At 64.6% G+C, this 3243-nt stretch carries 4 protein-coding genes; 1 reads left to right on the top strand and 3 read right to left on the bottom strand.

Annotated features, from left to right (window positions below):
• A partial coding sequence (locus AC1D0P_RS23650; protein WP_477678972.1) for a glutathione S-transferase N-terminal domain-containing protein occupies window positions 1-245 on the bottom strand: 245 nt, incomplete at its 3' end.
• Window positions 246-301: 56 nt separating this feature from the next.
• Here AC1D0P_RS23650 and AC1D0P_RS23645 point away from each other — a divergent pair.
• On the top strand, window positions 302-988 hold the full coding sequence (locus tag AC1D0P_RS23645; protein WP_477678971.1) for a hypothetical protein: 687 nt from the start codon (window positions 302-304) through the stop codon (window positions 986-988).
• 4 nt (window positions 989-992) lie between these two features.
• Here the strand turns inward: AC1D0P_RS23645 and AC1D0P_RS23640 are convergent, their stop codons facing one another.
• Both AC1D0P_RS23640 and AC1D0P_RS23635 read right to left on the bottom strand, forming a co-directional pair.
• Complete coding sequence (locus tag AC1D0P_RS23640) at window positions 993-2252, bottom strand: acyl-CoA dehydrogenase family protein (RefSeq protein ID WP_477678970.1); 1260 nt, start codon at window positions 2250-2252, stop codon at window positions 993-995.
• A gap of 53 nt (window positions 2253-2305) precedes the next feature.
• A partial coding sequence (locus AC1D0P_RS23635) for a phosphotransferase family protein (RefSeq protein ID WP_477678969.1) occupies window positions 2306-3243 on the bottom strand: 938 nt, incomplete at its 5' end.

Here is a 3243-nt window from a genome sequence, read left to right as displayed (position 1 = left end):
AGGTAGAGCAGGATGGCACCTGATTCGAACACCGAGATGGGCTTGCCGTCGGGGCCGACCGGGTCGACCAGCGCCGGGATCTTGTTGTTCGGGCTGATGGCCAGGAATTCGGGCTTGAACTGGTCGCCGGTGCCGATATTGATTGGGTTGGCCTGCCAGTCGCGGCCCAGTTGCAGGCCGCATTCCTCCAGCATGATGTGGACTTTGTGGCCGTTGGGCGTGGGCCATGAGTAAACATTGATCATTGGAACTTCCTTGACTACTATGATGCTTGCTGCACTTTAAGAGAAAAGCGAAAACCATGTTCGAGCGGCTGAAGAAAGTCTTGGTCGGGGGTAAGGCGGAAGCCGGCGATGCCGCCGCGTCCGACGAGGCCGTGTCCGAATGGGCCGGCACCCGTGGCTTTTCCTTTACCGGCATGGGGCAGGGCAAGGGGTTTGCGCTCAAGGGCAACGTGGGCGGCAAGCCCTGGAAGCTGGAGCGCGGCAGCCCATCGCGCGACTACATCCGCGGCGAAGAACTGCGTGCCCGGGGCGAGGTCAAGGTCAACGACGACGTCACGGTCCTGGTCATGAACCGGGCCTTGAAGGAGGGGCTGGAAAAGCGCGCCTACCAAGCTTATACCGACACCCTGCAGACCACCGCCGACCCCAGCATGCCCGAAGAGGTGCGCTGGCTGGCCATGTACCCCGAAGTCGGCTGGGAAAGCCTGCCCAAGCCCTTCTGGCAACGTTATGCGGTGATGGCCGACCATCGCTCCAACGCACTGGCGTGGCTGGACTCGCAACTGGTCGAGTTGTTGATGTCCTGGCCCGAGCCTTCACCCGACGCGCAAGTGCCTTTTATCCTGATGGTGCTGCGCGGCAAAACCTATTTGCGCATGCAGTACACCCCGGCCGACATGCCCACGCTGGAGCATGCGGCGCTGATTTTCACCACGGCCTGTGAGTCGGCGATCGCCGGACTCTCTAACGACCTGACCTTGTAAGGCTTCAGCCGCCGCGCGTGACGGGCATTTCGACTTCGCCGGGCATCAGGAGGTGCTTGGCCAGCTCCAGCTTGGCCAGCGACGCGCGGTGCACCTCGTCCGGGCCGTCGGCCAGGCGCAGGGTGCGCTGGCTGGCGTAGGCATAGGCCAGCGGGAAGTCGTCGGACACGCCGCCGCCGCCGTGGGCCTGGATGGCCCAGTCGATGATCTGGCAGGCCATGTTGGGCGCTACCACCTTGATCATCGCGATCTCAGCCTTGGCGACCTTGTTGCCCACGGTGTCCATCATGTAGGCGGCCTTGAGCGTCAATAGCCGGGCCTGCTCAATCATGCAGCGGGCCTCGGCGATGCGCTCGTGCCAGACGGACTGGCTGGCGATCGGCTTACCGAAGGCGACCCGGCTGTTCAGGCGCTTGCACATCAGCTCCAGCGCGCGTTCGGCGATGCCTATGCTGCGCATGCAGTGGTGGATGCGGCCGGGGCCGAGGCGGCCCTGGGCGATCTCAAAACCGCGGCCTTCACCCAGCAGCAGGTTGGCTACGGGGACGCGCACGTTGGTCAGGCGCACTTCCATGTGGCCGTGGGGCGCGTCGTCGTAGCCGAACACCGACAGCGGGCGGATCACGGTGATGCCGGGCGTGTTGGCCGGCACCAGGATCATCGATTGCTGCTCGTGGCGGCCGGCGTCGGGGTTGGTTTTGCCCATGACGATGTAGACCGCGCAGCGCGGGTCGCCCGCGCCCGACGACCACCACTTGAGGCCGTTGAGCACGTAATCGTCGCCGTCGCGCTCAATGCGGCACTGGATGTTGGTCGCGTCGGACGAGGCGACTTCGGGCTCCGTCATCAAAAAGGCCGAGCGGATCTCACCCTTGAGCAGCGGGTCCAGCCACTGGTCCTTGTTGGCTTCGGAGCCGTAGCGGGCGATGGTTTCCATGTTGCCGGTATCCGGCGCGGAGCAGTTGAAGACCTCGGCCGCGAAAGGCACGCGGCCCATGATTTCGCACAGCGGCGCGTATTCGAGGTTGGACAGGCCTTCAGGCGCGCGCGGCGAGTGCGGCAAAAACAGGTTCCACAGGCCGGCGGCGCGGGCCTTGGGTTTGAGTTCCTCGACCAGTTTGGTCGGGACCCAGGCATTGCCCTTGGCGCGGTTCTCGGCGATTTCGCGGAAAAAGCGTGCCTCGTTCGGGTAGATGTTCTCGTCCATGAACTTGAGCAGGCGCGCCCGCAGTTCCTGTACTTTGGGGGTGTAGTTGAAGTCCATGAAATCTCCAGAAGGGATGTGGGGGGCGATGTTGTTGTGAAAAAGAGCAGGCTTCAGCCCTGGCTTTTGAGGGCAAAGCCCCAGGCCATTTTGGCCAGCAGCGGCGCGCCGGCGGCCGAGCTGACGGCCTGGGCGCTGGAGGCTGTTCCGGCCTCGACCCGCTTGGCGATGCCCTGCAGGATGGCCGCGATGCGAAACAGGTTGTAGGCCATGTAGAAGTTCCAGTCGGCCTTGAGCGCCTCGGGTGTGGCAAGGCCGGTGCGCTCGCAGTAGCGGCGTATGTACTCGGATTCGGTGGGAATGCCCAGGCTTTCGACGTCCAGCCCGCCTATGCCGCGAAAGGCCCCGGGCGGGATGTGCCAGGCCATGCAGTGGTAGCTGAAGTCGGCCAGCGGATGGCCCAGCGTGGACAGCTCCCAGTCGAGCACGGCCAGCACGCGCGGCTCGGTCGCGTGGAACAGCAGGTTGTCGAGCCGGAAGTCGCCGTGCACGATGGAGACCATGCTGTCGTCGCGCGCGCCGGCCGGGATGTTGGCGGGCAGCCATTGCATCAGGCTGTCCATCTCGGCGATGGGCTGGGTGATGGAGGCGGCGTACTGCTTCCTCCAGCGGCCTATCTGGCGCTCGAAGTAGTTGCCGGGCTTGCCGTAGTCGGCCAGGCCGCGCTCGGCGAATTTCACTTTGTGCAGGGCGGAGACCACACGGTTCATCTCGTCGTAGATCTCGCCGCGCTGGGCCTGGCTCATGCCGGGCAGGGACTGGTCCCAGAGCACGCGGCCCTCGACGAACTCCATCACATAGAAAGCGCGGCCTATCACCGACTCGTCCTCGCAGAGGCAATACATCTTGGGCACAGGCACGTCGGTACCCTGCAGGCCCTGCATGACCTTGAATTCGCGCTCCACCGCATGGGCCGAGGGCAGCAGTTTGGCCACAGGCCCGGGCTTGGCGCGCATCACGTAAGAGGCACCCGGCGTGATCAGCTTGTAGG

Source organism: Polaromonas sp. P1_G2 (genome assembly GCF_056405515.1).
Note: the sequence above shows the minus strand (reverse complement) of the source record. Positions and strands in the feature narration are given on the sequence as shown.

What these genes read in the sequence shown, in the direction of transcription:
- AC1D0P_RS23640 (WP_477678970.1), bottom strand. Translation starts at nt 2,252, where the DNA reads ATGGACTTCAACTACACCCCCAAAGTACAGGAACTGCGGGCGCGCCTG.
- AC1D0P_RS23645 (WP_477678971.1), top strand. Translation starts at nt 302, where the DNA reads ATGTTCGAGCGGCTGAAGAAAGTCTTGGTCGGGGGTAAGGCGGAAGCC.